Raw genomic sequence first — 19995 nt, forward strand, 5'->3', positions numbered from 1 at the left:
TGCGAAGACGGATTGCGGCTCTACAACGATATTGCATTTGGAGACGAACATGGCCGGGCATACCATTCCCCACTTCCAGAACGATGGCGGACACCGCATGATCGAGATCGGCGTCAAGGAATTCATGTGCACCGGCGCTTCCGTTCCTTACGATCATCCGCATATCTTCATCGATATGGGCGACGACAATGAGAAGGTCTGTTCCTACTGCTCCACCCTTTATCGCTACAACCCGTCGCTGAAGGCCGAGCAGACCAATCCTCCGGGCTGCGTTTTCCACGTGAAGGCTGCCTGACCTCCACTTTTCCTGATCGGGGCGCATCATGCCCATAAAATCCGTAGCCATTATCGGTGCCGGCATTGCCGGTCTCACCGCTGCCCTTTCTTTTGCCCGGCACGGTATAGACTGCGACATCATCGAACAGGCCGGCGAACTGACGGAAGTGGGCGCCGGCCTGCAGATTTCGCCCAATGCCGCCCGCATTCTCGCCACGCTTGGCGTGCTGCCTGCCATCGAGGCGCGCTGGACCGAGCCCGTCAGTGTCGAACTCGCCTCCGGAAAATCGCTCGCAACGCTGCTCTCCCTGCCTGTGGGCGCGGTGGCGCGTACGCGCTGGGGCGCACCCTATGGCGTGCTGCACCGCTCCACCCTGCAAAGCGCACTTCTCCACGCGGTGACAGACAATCCGCTATGCCGGTTGCATCTCGGCAAACGCATCGAGAACGCGACGGCCGATGTGATTGCCGCAACCACATTCCGCGACCATGATCTGATTGTCGGCGCGGACGGTGTCTGGTCGGCAGCCCGCTTTGCCGTTCCTGCCGCTCCCACCGCCACCTTCTCCGGCAATGTCGCCTGGCGCTTCACCGTTGCCGCCAATGCCGTGCCGTCGGCCATCAACAAAAGCGCCGTCACGGCCTATCTCGGCTCGGGTGGCCATATCGTCGCCTATCCGCTGAAAGAAGTCGGCGGTTTCAACATCGTCGCCATCGCGCTGGGCGCCGATCCCGGCGCGACGTGGCGGGCGGAATCGAGCGGGCGGCAGAAAGCCCTGCTTCTTGAACAGTTTCGCGGCTTCAGCCCTGACATCGTCCGGTTGCTCGATTCGTCCGAAAACCCGACCTTCTGGCCGCTTTATCAGGCCGGCCCCGGCCGCTGGCACAATGGCCGGGACACGGTGCTGATCGGCGACGCAGCGCATGCCATGATGCCGTTCGCCGCCCAGGGGGCAGCCATGGCGATCGAGGATGCGTTTGAACTCGCGGGAACCATGGTGGGCAGCGATGCTTCAGCCACCCTGCCCGCGCCGCAGGCTCTTGCCGCCTTCGAGGCCCTGCGCCTGCCGCGCATAGAAAAGGCCCGCAAGCGGGCCTCTCTCAATCGTTTTGCCTATCACGCCACAGGCCCGGTGCGTATCGCGCGGGACTTCGTGTTTTCCACGCGTCCCACCGACGCCTTCCTGAAGGACTTCGACTGGCTCTACGGCTATCGCGCCAAGGGCTGAGATCAAACCGCGGCCGCGGCTGCAAAGCCGGCCTCGAGGTCCTTCTTGAGATCGGCGACATCCTCAAGCCCGATCTGCAGGCGGATGACCGGTCCCTCCGAGGGACCTTTGGCGATGGTCCTGTCGACAAGCGAGACCGAAACGGCAAGCGATTCGTAGCCGCCCCAGGAGTAACCGAGCCCGAAAAAGGTCAGCGCATTCAGGAACGCGGCCGCCGTCTGCTTGTATCTGCCTTCTTCAGCCTTCAGCACGAAGGAGAAGACGCCGCTTGCACCCTTGAAATCGCGCTTCCAGAGATCGTGCCCTGCAAAGCTCGGCAGCGCCGGATGCAGCACGCGCACGACGTCGTCCCGGCTCTCCAGCCATGTGGCGATGTCGAGCGCGCTTTTCTGATGGTGCGCCAGCCTGATCCCCATCGTGCGCATGCCGCGCAGGATCTGATAGGCATCGTCCGAAGTGACGCAGATGCCGAGATTGGTATTGGCCTGATAAAGCGCCTTCCAGTGCTTTTCATTGGCCGAGACGAAGCCCATCAGCACATCCGAATGGCCCGAGGGGTATTTGGTGGCAGCGTGGATGGAAACATCGACGCCAAAATCCAAAGGTTTGAAATAAAGCGGCGTCGCCCAGGTATTGTCCATCGTCACAACGCAATCATGCCGATGAGCGATATCGGTGATCAGCCTGACATCCTGAATTTCGAAGGTGTTGGAACCCGGCGCTTCCAGATGCACCAGCTTCGTGTTCGGCCGGATGAGAGCCTCTATGCCCTCCCCGATGGCCGGATCGTAATATTCCACTTCGACACCCAGCTTCTTCAGCATCGTATTGCAGAAGCGACGTGTCGGAAAATAAACGGAATCGACGATCAGCGCGTGGTCGCCAGCGCCGAGATAGGCAAGGAACGGGACCGTGATAGCCGCAAGGCCCGAAGGCACGAGAATGGTTCCGGCAGACCCTTCCAGCTCATTGACAAGATTGCAGAGCGCATCGGTCGTCGGCGTGCCGTGGGTGCCATAGGTATATTTCTGGTTTTCGGTCGAAAGCGTCTCCGCATCGGGAAAAAGCACCGTCGAGCCGCGCACGATTGGCGGATTGACGAAACCGAAACAGTCCGCGGGATCATTGCCGCCATGGGTGAGGCGCGTATTCACACCTGCGGCGGAAAGCAGGTCATTTGTCTTGGTCATTTCAGATCAGCTTTCGAAGGAACATTGACGCGTGCGACAATGCTGAGAGCGAACCGCAAGGTCAAGTCCCGCTGGGACGCAACAACCGCCGGGATTGATCCATCGCCAGCCAGAATACAACAAGTATACAAATACTGTGCAAGTGCAAATTTCCGCAAAAATATGCTTATATTTTCACCCTTTGCACACTTCACGACCAAATTTTGGAAAATTCCGTTTTATAGGCACAATTATTGCCCGCACGTCTTGACCCCGCTGCCAATTGCGATTGTGATAGAAAAAGCGGATCGAAAAGATCTCGCTGAAGGGGGAGCTGGGGCAGAACAAACATGCCGGTCCTCTTCCAAGTGACGATAACAAACAAAGGTTGGGAAAAATGAAAAAGGCAATTCTGTCGGCCGCCATCGGCGCAGCAGTTTTGGGAGGAGCCTCGGTCGCTTCGGCTGCGACGCTTCAGGATGTGAAGGGCAAGGGTTTCGTCACCTGCGGCGTCAGCGCCGGCATTCCGGGATTCTCCAATCCCGATGACAAGGGCGAGTGGTCCGGTATCGACGTGGACTATTGCCGTGGTATTGCCACAGCGGTTTTCGGCGATCCTTCGAAGGCCAAGTTCGTCGCACTTTCGAGCAAGGACCGATTCCCGGCTCTCCAGTCCGGTGAAGTCGACGTTCTGACCCGTAACACCACCTGGACGATCAGCCGCGACACGTCGCTGGGCTTCAACTTCCGTACCGTCAACTACTACGACGGCCAGGGCTTCATCGCCAAGAAGAGCCTCAACGTGAAGTCCGCTCTCGAGCTTTCCGGCGCCGCCGTCTGCGTACAGACCGGCACGACCACGGAGCTCAACCTCGCCGACTACTTCAAGACCAACAATCTGCAGTACAACCCGGTGGTTTTCGAAAAGGAAGCCGACGCGACCTCTGCTTATGATGCCGGCCGTTGCGACGTCTACACCACTGACCAGTCGGGCCTTTACGCGATCCGCCTGAAGCTGAAGAACCCGGAAGAAAACATCGTTCTGCCTGAAGTCATCTCCAAGGAGCCGCTTGGTCCGGCCGTTCGCCAGGGTGACGACCAGTGGTTCGACATCGTCAGCTGGGTTCATTACGCCATGGTCAATGCCGAAGAACTTGGCATCACCTCCAAGAACGTCGACGAGCAGAAGAACAGCGCAAATCCGGACGTGAAGCGCCTGCTCGGCACGGAAGAAGGCACCAAGATCGGTACCGATCTCGGCGTGACCAATGACTGGGCCTACAACATCATCAAGCTGGTGGGCAACTACGGCGAAGTCTTCGACCGCAACGTCGGCGCCGGCTCGCCGCTGAAGATCGAGCGCGGCCAGAACGCGCTCTGGACCAAGGGCGGCCTGCAATACGCACCGCCGGTCCGTTGATCGGCCCCATCATCGGCTAGATCATAAGGAGGCTGGGCAACACCCGGCCTCCGCTTCAAATTATATAAATAAGCTCGCAAAGAGCATATAAAAGGGAAAGGTGCCTATGGCAGGCAACGCGGTCAGTTCGCAACGATCGCGCGCGCAAAGCGCGTCGTCACTTATCTACGATCCACGCATACGCGGCATTTTTTACCAGGTCCTGACGGTCGTCATCCTGGCCGCCTTCGTCTGGGTCATCGTGACGAATACGATCACCAATCTTCAACGTTCAAACATTTCATCCGGCTTCGGGTTCCTCAACGGACGCGCCGGCTTCGACATCGGCCAGTCGCTGATCGCTTATACCAGCGATGCGACCTATGGCCGGGCGCTGCTCGTCGGCATTCTCAACACGATCCAGGTTGCGTTTTTTGGCATCATCGCCGCCTCGATCATCGGCTTCATCGTCGGTATCGCCCGGTTGTCCAACAACTGGCTGATCTCGAAGCTCGCGCAGGCCTATGTGGAAATCTTCCGCAACATCCCGCCGCTGCTCGTGATCTTCTTCTGGTACAAGGGCGTCATCTCGGTCCTGCCGCAGGCACGCGAATCGCTCGAGCTGCCGCTCGGCACCTACCTCAACAATCGTGGCTTCTTCTTTCCGAAACCGCTCTGGGGGGACGGAATCTGGCTCGTGCCGCTGGCCTTTCTTGTCGCCGTCGTCGTCAGCGTGCTTGTTTACCGCTGGGCGAAAGCCAGACAGGAAAAAACCGGACAGCAATTCCGCACCGGAATAACGATAACGCTGCTCGTCATCGGATTGCCGCTCGCCACGTTCCTCGCAATCGGCGCGCCGCTGACATTCGATTACCCCATCGCCGGACGCTTCAACCTTTCGGGCGGCGCCGTCGTCGCGCCTGAATTCATGTCGCTGTTCCTGGCGCTGTCCTTCTACACTGCCTCCTTCATCGCCGAGATCGTTCGCGGCGGCATCAAGGCCGTGGCGAAGGGGCAGACGGAAGCTGCCGACGCGCTTGGGCTTCGCTCCAGCACCACGACACGTCTCATCGTCGTGCCGCAGGCCATGCGCATCATCATTCCGCCGCTGACAAGTCAGTTCCTCAACCTCACCAAGAACTCGTCGCTTGCGGTCGCCGTCGGCTTTGCCGACATCGTCTCCGTTGGCGGTACGATCCTGAACCAGACGGGTCAGGCGGTTGAAGTCGTTGCCATCTGGCTGGTCATTTACCTCTCGCTGTCCCTGCTCACGGCCGTGGTCATGAACTGGTTCAACGCGAAAATGGCTCTGGTGGAGAGATGACGATGACGATCAGCAACCACGCCTTCGTGCGCCAGACCATTGAGGAAGCCCGACCCGCGCCATCGAGCGCGGTGGGCGTAACGCACTGGCTGCGCACCAAGCTCTTCGCCACGCCCAAGGATACGGTGCTCACCGTCCTTGCTATTGCCCTCCTCGTCTATATCGTGCCGCCGATCATCGAGTGGCTGTTTATCGACGCGGTTTGGACCGGCAGCGACCGTATTGCGTGTCTCACCGCTTCACAGGGCGGCGCGCTTCCGGACGGACAGTCCGGCGCCTGCTGGGCCTTTGTCTCGGCCAAGCTCGGACAATTCGTCTTCGGCCGTTACCCCATTGACGAGCGCTGGCGTCCCATCCTCGTGATGGTGACGTTCGCGATCCTGTTGGTCCCGATGCTCATACCGAAGGCGCCGTTCAAGCGTCTCAATGCACTGGCGCTCTTTATCATCCTGCCCTTCATTGCGTTCTTCCTGCTCATCGGCGGCGTCTTCGGCCTGCCAAAGGTGGAAACGCAGCTCTGGGGCGGCCTGATGGTCACGCTCATCCTGTCCTTCTTCGGGATAACGGTGTCGCTGCCCTTCGGCATTCTTCTGGCTCTCGGCAGACGCTCGAACCTGCCGGTCATCAAGATGCTCTGCGTCCTCTTCATCGAGGTCATCAGGGGCATCCCGCTGATCACCGTCCTGTTCTTCGCCAGCATCATGCTGCCGCTGTTCCTGCCCGACGGCTGGACTTTCGACAAGTTCCTGCGTGCGCTGGTCGGCGTGTCGCTGTTCTCCTCCGCCTATATGGCGGAAGTGATCCGCGGCGGCCTGCAGGCCATTCCGAAGGGACAATATGAAGGTGCGGACTCGCTCGGCCTGAATTACTGGCAGAAGACGAGGCTGATCGTGCTGCCGCAGGCGCTGAAGCTCGTCATTCCGGGCATCGTCAACACCTTCATCGGGCTTTTCAAGGACACGTCGCTGGTCTCGATCATCGGCATGTTCGACCTGCTCGGTATTGTCACACTCAACCAATCGGATGCGAACTGGGCCACGCCCGTCACCGCCATGACTGGCTATATTTTCGCAGGCTTCGTATTCTGGATATTCTGCTTCGGCATGTCGCGATATTCGCTGTTCATGGAACGGCACCTCGACACCGGGCATAAACGATAAGGGACGCTCAAAATGGCAGAAACCCAGGCAAAAAAACTGACCGTCTCGGCGACGGACGTCGCAATCGAAATCACCGGCATGAACAAATGGTACGGCGATTTCCATGTGCTGCGTGATATCAACCTGAAGGTCATGAAGGGCGAGCGCATTGTCATCGCCGGTCCTTCCGGGTCGGGCAAATCGACCATGATCCGCTGCATCAACCGTCTGGAAGAGCACCAGTCGGGCAGCATCGTCGTTGATGGCATCGAGCTTACCAACGACCTCAAGAAGATCGACGAGGTGCGCCGCGAAGTTGGCATGGTGTTCCAGCACTTCAACCTCTTCCCGCATCTGACGATCCTCGAAAACTGCACGCTGGCGCCGATCTGGGTTCGCAAGATGCCCAAGAAGGAAGCCGAAGAAGTGGCGATGCACTATCTGAAGCGCGTGAAGATTCCGGAGCAGGCGCATAAATATCCGGGCCAGCTTTCCGGCGGTCAGCAGCAGCGTGTGGCGATTGCCCGCTCGCTCTGCATGAAGCCGAAGATCATGCTCTTCGATGAGCCGACCTCGGCGCTCGACCCGGAAATGGTCAAGGAAGTGCTTGATACCATGGTCAGCCTCGCAGAAGACGGCATGACCATGCTGTGCGTGACCCACGAAATGGGCTTTGCGCGTCAGGTCGCAAACCGCGTTATCTTCATGGACCAGGGCCAGATCGTCGAACAGAACTCGCCCGCCGAATTCTTCGACAATCCGCAGCACGAGCGTACCCGCCTGTTCCTCAGCCAGATACTGCATTGAGACCAAGCATCATCGGACGGGGCCTTTAGGCCCCGTTTTTTTATGACGACAACCCAGCTCCAGATCTGGCGTGATCTTTGGGCTTCTCATGACGCTGCGCTTCTCACGTCCCGGAGCCACTTGAGTGAATCACTGCCCACCAACGCGTTCCCCCACATCATTCTCTTCCGTTAGAAGCGCAAAACCGCGGGACCCAGCACGCTTTAACCTTTTGTTACGAAACAAGAATCCTTGTTTTTCAGGGCTTCTGGCCACCCATGTCATTTTTTTGTCAAATCATGCGTTTTTCCGCTTGCGGAGCAACCGGAGCCTGACTATAAGGGCGCCACACCACAAGCGCACGCGCCCTTCGTCTATCGGTTAGGACGTCAGATTTTCATTCTGAAAAGAGGGGTTCGACTCCCCTAGGGCGTGCCACTTGCTTCCCTGGTTACCTCCCACACGGCAAAATCATTCGATAAAATCGCAATAATTCCAGCATCTCATCATTGCTGCGGAACCGATTTGCCGTCGGCACGTTAGATGCCTGTCCCCCCGATGGAAGGCAAGCCGGACGAAATGCCGCCGCGCAACTCACCCGGCTTGCCTTTCCCCTCTCCCAGATCATCAGGAAGTCCCGAGCTTCGGCAGAGCGTTGCCAGCTCAACATCCAAGATGCTGGGCTTCGCCCACTTGCACCGCATCGTCGCGTCCCGTGCTGCGCGAGATTGGAGCGATAATTCAAGGATTTGGGCCGGTCCGACCGAGTTTTCCACAGCCCGTTCCGCCCTGCCAAAAAAACTCGCCGCAAAGCGAAAAAAATCAGTTTTTCCGCTTGCGGAGCAACGGGAGCCTGACTATAAGGGCGCCACACCACAAGCGCACGCGCCCTTCGTCTATCGGTTAGGACGTCAGATTTTCATTCTGAAAAGAGGGGTTCGACTCCCCTAGGGCGTGCCACTTGCTTATTCCTTAAAATCAGCAGCATAAACAAAAATCTTCACGCATCGCGTAAAGATATTCTGTTGTAGTGCTAGGTCAGCGACAACCGTTGGCCGGTGACAGTCGAGATAGATTGGTGACCCCTCTCAGGGCGCGAAAGCGGCGTCCAGAACACGCAGTTGAACCCGCCTTTGCCCCTGCCAGAGATCGGCGCCAACAGTACCCGCGACGTGAATATTCCGTCCGCGGGCATTCATGAGCATCTGTCCCAGGGGCGCCTCGGCGGCGCGGAACGCGATTCCGTCCAGCCGTGAGCCATCCATGGCCTCCAGCGTGATCTTGACGTGGGATGTGCCCACCAGCCGCACATCACGCAGGCGATGCGCCGGAACGGCAAAGATCGGCTGAGAATGACCGGAACCATAGGGACCGGCCTGTTCCAGCTGGTCGACAAGCTGCAACGTAGCCCCCGAAGCGCCGATGGCGCCATCAATCTTCAATACGCTGCTCTCTACCAGCTCGTTTACGGTCTTTGCCGCGGCTTCTTCGAAAAAGGTCCTGAGCTTGCCGAGATTGGCGCGCTCAACCGTGAGGCCTGCCGCCATGGCGTGACCGCCGCCCTTGACCAGCAGGCCGGCCTCCACGGCAGCGCGCACCATCCGCCCCATGTCGAAGCCGGCGATCGAACGGCCGGAGCCGGTGCCCTTGCCGGAGGGATCGAAGGCAATGGCAAAAGCCGGGCGGCGGAAGCGATCCTTCAGGCGCGAGGCCAACAAGCCGACAATGCCGGGGTGCCAGTTTTCACGCGCGGTGACGATAACACCGGCACCCGAGCCGTCGCCATATTCGAACAGGGCCTCCGCTTCGGCCTCCGCCAGCATCGCCGCTTCCATCGCCTGTCGCTCGCGGTTCAGCTCGTCCAGCCGCTCGGCAATCACCTCGGCCTGCGAGGAATCATCGATCGTCAACAATCGGCTGCCGAGCGCAGCGTCGCCAATACGCCCCCCGGCGTTGATGCGGGGCCCGATCAGGAAACCGAAATGATAGGGTGTCACAGGTCCGCCCAGCCCCGCCTTCTTGAACAGCGCGGCAAGGCCGGCGTTTTTCATGTGGCGTGCGGCAATCAGGCCCTTCACCACATAGGCGCGGTTCAGCCCTTTCAGTGGAACCACATCGCAGACCGTTGCAAGCGCAACGATGTCGAGCAATGACAGCAGATCGAGCGTGAAGGCCTGGCGGTGCCGCCTGTCCTTGAGAACGCGAAGCGTGGCGACGAGCACGAGGAACACCACGCCGGCGGCACAGAGATGCCCCTGCCCCGACAGATCGTCCTCCCGATTGGGATTGACCAGCGCCACCGCCGGCGGCAGTTCCGTACCCACCTGATGGTGGTCGATGACCACAACGTCCGTTCCTGCCTCTTTTGCCGCCTCGAGCGATTCATGGCTGGTGGATCCGCAGTCCACCGTCACGATCAGCGTCGCGCCATTGGCGGCCAGCTGCTGCATCGCCGCCGGGTTAGGCCCGTAACCCTCGAAAATTCGGTCGGGAATGTAGATCTCGGGCGTCAGCCCGAAATGTGCAAGAAACCGGTACATCAACGCGGAGGAAGCAGCGCCGTCGACATCGTAATCACCGAAGATCGCCACCTCTTCACCCGCTTCAATGGCGCGCACAAGCCGCTCGGCGGCCTTCTCGCAATCGGTCAGCACATGCGGGTCGGGCATCAGGGAGCGAATGGTGGGATCAAGGAACGCCAGGGCATCATCCACCCCCACACCGCGCCCGGCGAGCACCCGGGCGATCAGTTCCGGAATACCGTGGACCTGGGACATGGCCAGCGCACGGTTCTGCCCGGCCTGATCCAGCCGAGACACCCACCGCTGTTCTGTTGCCGACCGCTCCACGCTTAAAAATGCGCGGGCCACGGTATCGGCCGGCTCCATCATTACCATCCTGTCCATTCGTCCTGTCATTCGCGCCAACAGGCGCTCTAATGGTTAGAACGGGCTAAATGGCGATGCTGCGTTTTTCAAGCAAAAACGCGCCTTGACGAAATCACGTCGAGAAAATCGAGAAAAAAGGGCTGACAATCGAGACGGCCGCGACAAGCAGCAGCAGCGAAAATACCGCGAGCGAACACCAGTTACGCTCATATTCGGCCATATCGAATTCCATGCTGCGAATATTGTCATTGGCATTGTGCGGCCGCGCCCGGTGATGGCTCGCCGGAGCGCCCTGGCGCTTGTTGTCCTTGAACAGGATGATCGATGTCACGGCCACGCCTCCCTCGCTTGGTGAACACGATTAACCATAAGGCCGAATCGCCCTGCTTTCCAGCGCTTCACGCACCGTCCCCTCAAATTTTGCGGCCGCCAGACCGCAGGAAGGCGCCGGTCCCCCAAGCAACAAAAAACCGCGTTTCCGGATGGAAACGCGGTTTTTGATCTCACGACAGTAGCGTCGCGCTTCAGGTCCGCTCGATGCGGATGACCTGGGGCTCGCTGACGAGATATTTCTCGTTCTTGATCGCTTTTACCGCCTTGCGGATCGCATCTTCCATTGTCGCGTGCGTAACAAGGATGATTGTCTGCGGCGCGCCTTCCACGTGCACGCGCTGGCGCTGCACGATGGATTCCAGCGAGATGTTATTGTCAGCCATGCGGCTGGCGATGGACGCGAACACGCCGGCCTGATCCTTCACCGTGAGGCGGATGAAATAACCGCCCTCGTGGCTCTTCATCTTGGCGCGGCGATAGTCCGTCAGCGATTTCGCCGGACGGCCGAGTACCGGCACACGCTGTGCACCGGGACGGCTCTTGGCGATATCGGCGATATCGCCGAGCACCGCGGATGCCGTGGCGTTGCCGCCGGCGCCTGGTCCGACCATCAGCAATTCACCGAGAATGTCGGATTCGATCGCCACGGCGTTGGTAACGCCATCGACCTGCGCGATGACGGAATCGAGCGGCACCATGGTGGGATGGACGCGCTGCTCGATACCGGATTCGGTGACCTGCGCCACGCCGAGAAGCTTGATGCGATAGCCTAGATCGGCAGCCGCCTGGATGTCCTCGATCGAAATATTGGTGATGCCTTCGAGATAAATGTCGTCGGCAGCGATCTTGTTGCCGAAGGCAAGCGTGGTCAGAATGGAAAGCTTGTGCGCGGTGTCGTTACCTTCGATATCGAAGGCGGGATCAGCCTCTGCATATCCCAGCCGCTGCGCTTCCTTCAGACAGGCCTCGAAGGACAGGCCTTCTTTCTCCATCTTTGTGAGGATGTAGTTGCAGGTGCCGTTCATGATGCCGTAGATGCGCGTCACGTGATTGCCGGTCAGCGATTCACGCAGGGCCTTGATGACGGGAATGCCGCCAGCGACCGCCGCCTCGAAGTTCAGAAGCGCGCCCTTGTCTTCGGCAATGGTCGCCAGTTCGACACCATGCTTGGCCAGCAGCGCCTTGTTGGCTGTCACCACATGGAGACCGCGCGACAGCGCTGCCCGCACCGCATTTTCGGCCTGTCCGGAAGCACCGCCAACCAGTTCGACAAACACATCGATGTCGGCTTCGCTCGCCATCTGTTCCGGCGTGTCGAACCAGGTAATACCCGTGAGATCAATGCCGCGGTCACGCGAACGATCACGCGCGCTTACCGCAATAATCTCAATTGCGCGTCCGCAGGTAATCGCAAGTTCGTTGCTTCTCTGCTGGAGGATGCGCACGAGCGAAGCGCCGACAGTGCCGAGCCCCGCTATGCCGATTCTCAATGAATCTGCCATGGGTATGTTCCTGATTGCTGGTGATGGTGGCGGCCGAGACCCGGCCGCCCTGGGTTGCCCTTATCTGTGGGCGTTGAGCGAAACGACGTTGTGCATCGTTTCGTCTGCGGTCGACAGGAAACGCTTCAGATTGCGCGCTGCCTGACGAATTCGATGCTCGTTTTCCACGAGCGCGAGACGGACGTAATCATCGCCCATCTCGCCGAAGCCGATGCCGGGAGCAACGGCGATATCGGCCTTCTCGACCAGGAGCTTGGAGAATTCCAGGCTGCCGAGATGGCGGAATTTTTCCGGGATCTTCGCCCAGGCGAACATGGTGGCCGCCGGCGGCGGTACTTCGAAGCCCGCCTTGCCGAAGGTGTCGACCATGACATCGCGACGGCGGCGATAGACATTGCGCACTTCGGCGATATCGGAGCCGTCACCGTTCAGTGCATGGGTCGCAGCAACCTGGATCGGTGTGAAGGCGCCGTAATCGAGATAAGACTTCACGCGGGTCAGCGCCGCGATCAGCCGCTCGTTGCCAACGGCAAAGCCCATGCGCCAGCCGGGCATGGAAAACGTCTTCGACATGGAAGTGAATTCCACCGCAACGTCGATCGCACCGGGAACCTCGAGAACGGAGGGCGGCGGATTGCTTTCGTCGAAATAGATTTCCGAATAGGCAAGGTCGGAAAGCACGATGATCTCGTGCTTCTTCGCAAAGGCGATGACGTCCTTGTAGAAATCGAGCGACGCGACATGCGCCGTCGGGTTCGAAGGATAATTGACGATCAGCGCCAGCGGCTTCGGAATGGAGTGGCGCACGGCGCGCTCCAGCGGCCCGAAGAAGCTGTCGTCAGGCTCGACATTCATCGAGCGGATAACGCCGCCCGCCATCAGGAAGCCGAAGGCATGGATCGGATAGGTCGGGTTCGGACACAGGATCACGTCACCCGGCGCGGTGATGGCCTGCGCCATATTGGCGAAACCTTCCTTGGAGCCGAGCGTGGCGACAACCTGCGTGTCGGGGTTCAGTTTAACGCCGAAGCGGCGGGCATAATAGGCCGCCTGCGCGCGGCGAAGACCGGGAATGCCCTTGGACGAGGAATAGCGATGGGTACGCGGGTCCTGAACGACCTCGCAAAGTTTGTCGACGATGGCCTTCGGGGTCGGAAGGTCGGGATTGCCCATGCCGAGATCGATGATATCGGCCCCGGCCGCTCGCGCGCTCGCTTTCAAACGGTTGACCTGTTCGAAGACGTATTGCGGCAGACGCCGGACCTTGTGAAACTCTTCCATCTCTTTCCTCATGGGAATGGACCGGTTCTTCCGGTCCATAACGAAGGTTCGTTTTTGTTGTTAAACGCCGCCGACACGAACCGACCCGGCAGGCGTTATTCATTGTAGCGCAAAGCACGGGAAAACCCACAAGGGTTTTCTCGGGCCAACGCCGCCTAGCGGTGATCCGCCCTTCCTACCGGCACCGCCTTTTCAAGCCCTCCGGCAAGGCGGATCGCGCACTATGATCAGGGAACTTGCATAACGCCAGATTCTGGGAAAATGCAAGGCAAGCCATGCTCAAGAACGGCCATTCCTGTCGTTCAGCCGCGCTCGCCCTTCACAATTGCCGCGCGGATGACCGAAAGCACGCGCTCCGGCTTGATATCCGTGCAGACCAGCTGGCTCGGATGCCCGTCCCAGTCGCCCGGCGGAAAGGCGCGTCCGTCCGGCTTCTGGATGGTCTGGCCGTCGGCAAGGCCGCCGCAGACGACGCGCACCGGGCCGCTGCGGGTGGTAAACAGTTCCGGCGCGACGAGATAAACACAGGCGCAGCTGTCGTGCACCACCATGCCGTCACCGGTGCGGGTCTTGTAGAAATCGATGTAGAATTGCGACAGGTCCGAAAGCAGCTGCACCGGCTTGCCGCCCGCCTCTGCCATCTCAGCCATGAAGGCGCTGGTCATCACGGTTTTTGTCGTGACATCGAGACCGACAACAACCACGCGCCACGGCGCGGTGAAGACAAGATCGGCCGCTTCCGGATCGCCATGAATATTGGCCTCGGCCGCCGGCGAGACATTGCCGTTGATGTCGAAGGCGCCGCCCATGACGATGACGTCCTTCACCAGCGCCGCGAAATCAGGTTCTTCGCGCAAAGCCAGCGCCAGATTGGTCATGCGGCCAACGGCAATAAGCGTCACTTCACCCGGATTGGCTTTGACCGTCTCGATGATGAAGCGATGCGCGGGCCGCGGGTCTAGCGGCAGGTCGATGGTGTCGGGGATATCGATGTCACCGAGGCCGTTTTCACCATGGATGAAGGTCGGCCAGTGGCCTTCCTTGCGGGCCGGATCGAAGGTTACGCCCGCCCCTTTCGCGACCGGCGCGGTCATCTGCCATTCCCGCTTGAGGAAAAGCGCATTGCGGGTGGTGATGTCGATGGGCGCATTGCCGAAAACGGTGGTGACGCCGATCAGATCGATATCGGGGTGGCGGTGCAGGAACAGAAGCGCCATGGCATCATCCACACCGGGGTCCGTATCGAATATCACTTTATGCATAATGTCCTCATCCACATGTGTCAGGCGCCATCCGTCGTTCCGGCGACGCGCCACGGAAACATAACGATAAGCGGCAGCACCGCAATCCCCCGGCGCCCCTCAGACCATACAGAAAAATATTGCGCGACCGCGTTTTCGGTGAAAGAAGGGGCCTCTCCTTCCGCCTGCCCGGACATGCCAAGTGCAAGACATCGCCCTCAACGTTTTCCTCGTCCTCTTCTGCGTCGCCATTTTCGCCGGCTTTATCGATTCCATTGCCGGCGGCGGTGGTCTCATCACCATTCCGGCAATGATGATCATGGGAATACCGCCACTCGATACGCTTGGCACGAACAAGCTGCAGGCACAGTTCGGTTCGGCCTCCGCCACTCTCGCTTACGCAAGACGTGGCCATGTCAATCTGAAAGAGCAATTGCCGATGGGGTTGATGGCGATGGCCGGCGGAATGCTGGGGGCGCTGACGGCCGCCTTCGTGCCTGCCGATCTTCTGCGCACCATCATGCCCTTCCTGCTGATCGCCATAGCGATCTATTTCGCCTTCAAGCCACAGCTCAGCGATGTAGACAGCCATCGCCGCATCACACCGCTGGTGTTCGGATTTACCGCCGCGCCGCTGATCGGCTTTTATGACGGCGTCTTCGGTCCGGGCGCCGGTTCCTTTTACATGCTCGCCTTCGTGGCACTTGCCGGTTTTGGCATGCTGAAGGCGACAGCCCATACCAAGCTTCTCAATCTGGGCTCCAATTTCGGCGGGTTCGTCGTCTTCGCGATGGGCGGCGCGGTTTTGTGGAAGCTTGGACTGGCAATGGGGTTCGGCCAATTCATCGGGGCGCAGATCGGGTCGCGTTTCGCCATGAAAAACGGCGCGAAGATCATCCGCCCGCTTCTGGTTCTGTCGTGTCTGGCCATGGCGACGAAGCTTCTGATTGACGCCTCGTCCGCCTGGTCCATCGCCACGATCTGGGAAACCGTCTTCCCGAAATAAGGGACTGATAGGGCGCGTTCAGCCCGTCCTTCGGATATCAGGGGAGCTTGGGGTCAACCCGCAGCGCGGCGCCTGCGATCGGCAATTTCGCGGATGACCACCATGGCACCCACGAGCTTGTAGGCGGAAGAATAACAAGGCGACATTTCGAGCGACTTGACGATTGTGCGACCGTTCTGGTCTTCCGCATAGGTATATTTCGACGTATCGCCCTTGAAGCAATTATCGAGCTTTTCCCTGAGTGCGTTCTGGAAACGGTGGACACCGACGAGTTCGGCGATGTGGCAGCCGACGAGCCCTTCCGGCGCATTACGCTGGAAGGCGTCGAGCGCATTGGCAAAGGACACGCGGTAACCGGGGGACACGATGACGACAGGCTCATCGAGATCGTTGAGCATATCTTCATCGAGGATCAGATGGCGGTGGTGCCATTCGAGGCTGTCTGCATCTTCGTCACCGATCACTTTCGCCTTGAGCGGCATGCCGACGTAACGGTCGACGAGCGTTCGCAGAAGTTCGGAATTGCGCTGCACGCAGCCAAGGTCTTCCGCCTCGTGGTTGAGGAGATCGATAGCAAAACGGAACTGCTCGCGAATGTCTTCGGAGCTTTCGGTCTTGCGTCCGACGACGCGCTCGAGAAGCTGCTCCAGTTCACGCTCCAGCACTGCGATCTTGTCGGCCTCGTTTTTACCAACAGCAGATTGCAGTTCCGTATAACGCAGCCAGAACAGCTCAATCAAATCTTTCAACCCAACTCTCCCTGAACGGGCAAACATCCCGATCCTAATCCGAAAGGATAGACCAATTATCCCTGATAATAGCGTCTCCGCGCTTAAAAATGACGTAACGAAGCACGAAAACACGGCGGGGATTGTTGTTCAAAATATCACAGCCGCTGCTATTTTTTCAATTTCGATAATCCATGAACGAAAAATGAGGTTCCACTACTATGGAAAAATTTCGAAAAGCACAGTTTCTGCGCCTGATTTTGTGAAAATTGCTCTGAAAGCACGAGCCAGCCGGCATCCTCAAATCTGGTGCTTAACGTCCCACCGGTCGTGATACCACAGCCATTGGCCGGGATATTCGCGCACCCAGCTCTCCACCTTGTCGTTCAGAAGCTGCGCCGTCGCCTGAATGTCGACATTGCCCTTTTCATCGCGCGGTATCTCAACCTTTGGTTCGATTTCCAGCCGGTAGCGATTATCGGGCAGGCGCACGCAACGGGCAGGATAGACATCGCAATTGAACTGCCGCACCAGCTTGGCGAGAAGCGGATTGGTGCGAACCTCAAGTCCGAAGAATTTCGTCGTCAGTCCCTTGCCGAATTTCTGGTCGACGAGCACACCCACACCACCGCCCTTTTCCAGCTGCCGCGCCAGCGCGAAGGAGGAGCCGGCATGCGAGGGCACGAGATTGCCCATGCGCTCCTTGCGGAAACTAAACACTTTCTCGGCCACAAAGGGATTGTTCGGTGGCCGGAACAGCACCGTCACATCGAGACCAAAAGCCGACCCGGCTACCGGCAAGAGTTCGAAATTGCCGCTATGGGCGGTAAAGACGATGAACGGCCGCGGGTTGTCGCGCAGCTCGAGGAAGGTCGGGATTCCCTCGACCTCGATGCGGCCCGGCTCATTTTTTTCCGGATCGAAATCGAACAGCCGGTCGAGAAACACATATTCCGCCGCGAGCCGGCCCATATTGGCCCAGCTGTCCATGGCGATCTCGAGCCGTTCCTCTTCGGATTTCTCCGGAAAGGCGCGGGCCAGATTGTAAAGCATCAGCTTGTGGCGGCCGGTTTTCGGCCCCACCCAGCGCGCCAGCCGGTCGGCGGCGCGAATGCCGGCATCGGCGGGAAAGAGCTTCAGCAGGTTGAGAAGGCCGAAGGCGAATGTCGCAATCAGCCACTGCCGGAAGTGGTCCAGTTTCAGGACGATCCGTGTCAGGAACAGCTTCAAGATGCTCAGTCCATCCGCAGCACGATCTTGCCGAACACCTGACGCGTCTCCATGCGCTCCAGCGCCCGGTCGATATCGTCAAAGGTCACTTCGGTGTCGATGACCGGATGCACGATGCCACGTGCCATCTTCTGCATGGCGTTGGCCATGTTCTCCATACGGCAGCCGAAGGAGCCGAGCAGTTTCAGCTGCTGCTGGAACAGCATCATCAGGTTGATGTCGGTGGAAACACCGGATGTGGAACCGCAGGTGACGAGACGACCGCCGCGCTTCAGCGAGAACATCGAACCCGCCCAGGTATCCTTGCCGACATGCTCGAACACGACGTCGACGCCCTTCTTTTTCGTCAGCTTGCGCACGACGCCTTCGAAACGGTCGGTGCGATAGTTGATCACATGATCGGCCCCGAGCGCCTTCGCCCGTTCGATCTTGTCGTCGGAACCGACTGTCGTGATGACGGTGCAACCCATCTTCTTGGCAAGCTGGATCGCCGCCGTGCCGATGCCCGAACCGCCGGCGTGAATGAGGATGGTTTCGCCGGACTCCAGCTTGGCATTGTCGAACAGCATGTGCTCGACCGTGCCGAAGGTCACCGGCGCGAGAGCGGCACCGACGGCGTCGACGCCATGCGGCGCAGGCACGAGCTGGCGGGCGGGAATGTTGATCTTTTCCTGCGCGAAACCGTCGAGATGGAAACCGTGCACGCCCTGGACATGTTCGCACAGATTGTCACGGCCTTCGCGGCAGGGTTTGCACAGCCCGCAGGTGCGCGCGCCATAGATCGCGACCAGCTGGCCGGGCAGCACGTTGGATACGCCCGGACCGATGGCTTCCACCACACCCGAGGCTTCCGCACCGATTGTGAGCGGCATCTTGCGCTTGGCGAAAGCCATGCCGCGCCAGCCCCAAACATCGATGTGGTTGAGCGCCACGGCCTTGACGCGCAGCGTTACCTCGCCCGGCGCCGGCGCATCCGGTTCGGGCAGATCCACTTTTTCGAGCTTCCGGTCGTCGACGAGTTGAAGAGCGCGCATATATCAGTCCTTCGCCCGAAGGCGTTATCTAAAATCATTCCAGCAAAACTCTGTAACGGTTTTGCGGCTGGAATGCGAAATCAAAGAAACGGGCGCGTTTCCGCAAGTCATTCGGAAACGCCCCTGTTGTAACGAACCGGTTAAGCCGGTTCCCGCGTCATGACAAGGCTTGCATTCTGCCCGCCGAACCCGAAGGAATTCGACAGAACCGCACCCACCTCGGCGTCCCGCTTCACGTTCGGCACCACGTCGAGCGTGATGGTCGGATCGGGATTGTTATAGTTGATTGTTGGTGGCAGCGTGCCAGTCAGCATGGTCTGCAGCGAGAACACCGCTTCCACTGCACCTGCGGCGGTCAGCGTATGACCAATCATCGACTTGTTGGACGACAGCGGAATGTTCTTCAGGCCTTCGCCGAAGACGGCCAGCATAGAGCCATATTCCATCTTGTCGTTCTCAGGCGTCGAGGTGCCGTGGGCGTTGATATAACCGATATCGGTTTCGGCCACGCCCGCATCGGCCAGTGCCGCACGGATCGTCGCAATCGCGGGGCCGCCATCGGGCGAAGAGCGCGTGCGGTGGAAGCTGTCAGCCTTTTCACCGGCGCCCTTGATGATGCCGAGAACCTTCGCGCCGCGTGCGACGGCGGCTTCGAGCGATTCCAGCACCAGCGTTGCCGCACCTTCAGCGATCACGAAACCATCGCGGTCCTTGCTGAACGGCTTGGAAGCCTTTTCCGGCGGGTCGTTCTGGGTCGAGAGCGCCGAGAGAAGCGAGAAGCGGATCAGCGCTTCGGCGCTGACAGAACCGTCGGTCGCAACCGTCAACGCCCGTTCGGCGCGGCCCTGTCGGATGGCCTCGACGCCCAGCTGGATCGCGGTCGCGCCGGATGCACAGGCGGTCGACAGGGTAACCGGCAGACCGCGCGTACCGAAACGGTCAGACAGACGCTCGGAGATGGCACCAAACAGCGCTGCTTCCTGGAATGCCGGATCGGGACGCTGACGGAAGGCCGTCAGGAACCGCTCATAGGCATCACCCGGCTGGGCGGCTGGCGGAGAGCGGTCGGCAAGCTCGAAACGGGCACTCCATTCCGGTTCGATCGGCGGCGCTGCGAGAAACAGCGGGCCGTCAAAGTCACCGGAAATGCCGGCCTGCGCCAGCGCCTCGATGGTGGTTTCGCGCGCGAAGGCATAGGAACGTTCGACGGAATTCGGAACCGGAATATCGATGAAATCCACCGTGCCGCTGATCCGGGTCGAAAGCCCTTCAGTCGGGAAACGGGTGATTTTGTGAATGCCTGACTTACCCGAGGTCAGCGCCGCCCAGTTATCGGCAAGCCCCTGACCGAGCGAGGTAATGATGCCCATGCCGGTGACGGCGACGATCGGGCGACCGAGATGATCCTTAAAATTGGTCATGGTCTTTCT

Annotated in this window: 17 protein-coding genes and 2 tRNA genes; 9 read left to right on the forward strand and 10 right to left on the reverse strand. The window is 59.6% G+C overall.

Annotated elements, in window-relative coordinates; all coding sequences use genetic code 11:
- Nucleotides 1–49: 49 nt before the first annotated feature.
- Nucleotides 50–295, forward strand: a complete 246-nt coding sequence (locus tag ACZ47E_RS05705; RefSeq protein ID WP_004441925.1) for a zinc-finger domain-containing protein — start codon at nt 50–52, stop codon at nt 293–295.
- 28 nt (nt 296–323) lie between these two features.
- Nucleotides 324–1505 carry an FAD-dependent monooxygenase gene (locus tag ACZ47E_RS05710; protein WP_174150937.1) on the forward strand — a complete coding sequence of 394 codons (1182 nt, stop codon included), beginning with the start codon at nt 324–326 and terminating at the stop codon, nt 1503–1505.
- 2 nt (nt 1506–1507) lie between these two features.
- On the opposite strand, the gene ACZ47E_RS05715 is transcribed toward ACZ47E_RS05710, so the two are convergent.
- The gene (locus tag ACZ47E_RS05715) at nt 1508–2695 is read right to left on the reverse strand and encodes a cystathionine beta-lyase (RefSeq protein ID WP_006697412.1); all 1188 of its coding nucleotides are present in this window, start codon (nt 2693–2695) and stop codon (nt 1508–1510) included.
- A 376-nt stretch (nt 2696–3071) separates the two neighbouring features.
- On the opposite strand from ACZ47E_RS05715, the gene ACZ47E_RS05720 reads away from it, so the two are divergent.
- The 6 genes from ACZ47E_RS05720 to ACZ47E_RS05745 all read left to right on the forward strand — a co-directional run bounded on the left by ACZ47E_RS05720 (nt 3072) and on the right by ACZ47E_RS05745 (nt 8282).
- A complete protein-coding gene (locus ACZ47E_RS05720) occupies nt 3072–4094 on the forward strand; it encodes an amino acid ABC transporter substrate-binding protein (protein ID WP_004441929.1) in 1023 nt (340 codons plus the stop codon).
- A gap of 106 nt (nt 4095–4200) precedes the next feature.
- A complete protein-coding gene (locus ACZ47E_RS05725; protein WP_004441931.1) occupies nt 4201–5397 on the forward strand; it encodes an amino acid ABC transporter permease in 1197 nt (398 codons plus the stop codon).
- Nucleotides 5398–5399: 2 nt separating this feature from the next.
- A complete protein-coding gene (locus ACZ47E_RS05730; protein ID WP_004441933.1) occupies nt 5400–6557 on the forward strand; it encodes an amino acid ABC transporter permease in 1158 nt (385 codons plus the stop codon).
- A 12-nt stretch (nt 6558–6569) separates the two neighbouring features.
- Nucleotides 6570–7343, forward strand: coding sequence for an amino acid ABC transporter ATP-binding protein (locus ACZ47E_RS05735; protein WP_004441935.1), 774 nt, complete (start codon nt 6570–6572; stop codon nt 7341–7343).
- Between the two features lie 342 nt (nt 7344–7685).
- A tRNA-Glu gene (locus ACZ47E_RS05740) sits at nt 7686–7760 on the forward strand.
- A gap of 447 nt (nt 7761–8207) precedes the next feature.
- Nucleotides 8208–8282: transfer RNA gene (locus tag ACZ47E_RS05745), tRNA-Glu, on the forward strand.
- Nucleotides 8283–8410: 128 nt separating this feature from the next.
- Here ACZ47E_RS05745 and recJ read toward each other — a convergent pair.
- The 5 genes from recJ to ACZ47E_RS05770 form a co-directional block, all read right to left on the reverse strand.
- Nucleotides 8411–10219 (reverse strand): single-stranded-DNA-specific exonuclease RecJ, encoded by a 1809-nt coding sequence (gene recJ, locus ACZ47E_RS05750; RefSeq protein ID WP_278067457.1) that lies wholly within the window; start codon nt 10217–10219, stop codon nt 8411–8413.
- Nucleotides 10220–10322: 103 nt separating this feature from the next.
- On the reverse strand, nt 10323–10547 hold the full coding sequence (locus tag ACZ47E_RS05755) for a hypothetical protein (RefSeq protein WP_022556200.1): 225 nt from the start codon (nt 10545–10547) through the stop codon (nt 10323–10325).
- 187 nt (nt 10548–10734) lie between these two features.
- Complete coding sequence (locus ACZ47E_RS05760; protein WP_004441941.1) at nt 10735–12045, reverse strand: homoserine dehydrogenase; 1311 nt, start codon at nt 12043–12045, stop codon at nt 10735–10737.
- 60 nt (nt 12046–12105) lie between these two features.
- Entirely contained in the window at nt 12106–13326 is a 1221-nt protein-coding gene (locus ACZ47E_RS05765; protein ID WP_004441943.1) for an LL-diaminopimelate aminotransferase, read from the reverse strand.
- 302 nt (nt 13327–13628) lie between these two features.
- Nucleotides 13629–14588 carry a nucleoside hydrolase gene (locus ACZ47E_RS05770; RefSeq protein ID WP_077986268.1) on the reverse strand — a complete coding sequence of 320 codons (960 nt, stop codon included), beginning with the start codon at nt 14586–14588 and terminating at the stop codon, nt 13629–13631.
- Nucleotides 14589–14769: 181 nt separating this feature from the next.
- On the opposite strand from ACZ47E_RS05770, the gene ACZ47E_RS05775 reads away from it, so the two are divergent.
- The gene (locus tag ACZ47E_RS05775; RefSeq protein ID WP_004441947.1) at nt 14770–15573 is read left to right on the forward strand and encodes a TSUP family transporter; all 804 of its coding nucleotides are present in this window, start codon (nt 14770–14772) and stop codon (nt 15571–15573) included.
- A gap of 53 nt (nt 15574–15626) precedes the next feature.
- Here the strand turns inward: ACZ47E_RS05775 and ACZ47E_RS05780 are convergent, their stop codons facing one another.
- From ACZ47E_RS05780 to ACZ47E_RS05795, 4 genes are all read right to left on the reverse strand, one after another.
- Nucleotides 15627–16322 carry a nitrogen regulation protein NR(II) gene (locus ACZ47E_RS05780; RefSeq protein ID WP_006697409.1) on the reverse strand — a complete coding sequence of 232 codons (696 nt, stop codon included), beginning with the start codon at nt 16320–16322 and terminating at the stop codon, nt 15627–15629.
- Nucleotides 16323–16601: 279 nt separating this feature from the next.
- Nucleotides 16602–17531: a lipid A biosynthesis lauroyl acyltransferase gene (locus ACZ47E_RS05785; RefSeq protein ID WP_427832836.1), complete on the reverse strand. Its 930-nt coding sequence runs from the start codon at nt 17529–17531 to the stop codon at nt 16602–16604.
- Nucleotides 17532–17536: 5 nt separating this feature from the next.
- Nucleotides 17537–18565: a zinc-binding dehydrogenase gene (locus tag ACZ47E_RS05790; protein ID WP_004441953.1), complete on the reverse strand. Its 1029-nt coding sequence runs from the start codon at nt 18563–18565 to the stop codon at nt 17537–17539.
- 140 nt (nt 18566–18705) lie between these two features.
- Entirely contained in the window at nt 18706–19986 is a 1281-nt protein-coding gene (locus tag ACZ47E_RS05795) for a beta-ketoacyl-ACP synthase (protein WP_006697408.1), read from the reverse strand.
- Nucleotides 19987–19995 lie beyond the last annotated feature (9 nt).

The organism is Agrobacterium sp. 5Ca39 (assembly GCF_055382365.1).